Consider the following 694-nt stretch of genomic DNA (forward strand, 5'->3'; position numbering starts at 1 on the left):
GGCGAGCAACCTGTCCCGCTTCGACGGAATCCGCTACGGCAGGCGCGTCGACCCGGGCGCCGGGTTCGACGAACTGTACATCAGAACGCGGAGCGAGGGTTTCGGCGCGGAGGTAAAGCGGCGAATCATCGTCGGGAACTACGTGCTGTCCGAGCAGTTTTCGGGCGACTGCTACAAAAAAGGCATGAGCGTCCGCGCCCGCATTCAGCGCGAAATAGCCGCGCTGTTCGGCGACTACGACCTGATTCTGTGCCCCACCTGCCCCACACCCGCGTTCAAGCTGGGACAGAAGGTGGACGACCCGCTCGAAATGTACCTGTCCGACTTGTACACGACGTTTGTGAACCTTGCGCGCATTCCGTCGCTTTCGGTGCCGGCAGGCGCCACCCGCGCGGGACTGCCGGTGGGCGTTCAGTTTGCGGGCGGACGGTTCAGCGAGGTGAAAATCCTCCGTGTCGCGGAGGCGTGGGAGCAGGAGCACCCGGGCTGCGGCGTGCCGCTGAAATGACGCAGAGGATTCCGTGCCATAATGCCTTGAAGCGCGCCTTCCGTCTGCGGAATGCCGCTTCCCGTTATCACGGGATATACCTTTGTCGCGCCCAGCCGAAGAACAGCCCGTCGAACGAGCCGCCGCCCGATATTTTGAAGAACAAGAGCCGCAGGGCAAATACCGCGAACAGAGCCCAGCCGCCGG

Annotated in this window: 1 protein-coding gene; it reads left to right on the forward strand. The window is 63.4% G+C overall.

Annotation, left to right across the window (positions count from 1 at the left end):
- On the forward strand, positions 1 to 508 hold a 508-nt coding region (locus AWU74_RS07060; RefSeq protein ID WP_306701062.1), incomplete at its 5' end, for an amidase family protein.
- Positions 509 to 694 lie beyond the last annotated feature (186 nt).

The sequence above is a fragment of the Treponema endosymbiont of Eucomonympha sp. genome (assembly GCF_001028545.1).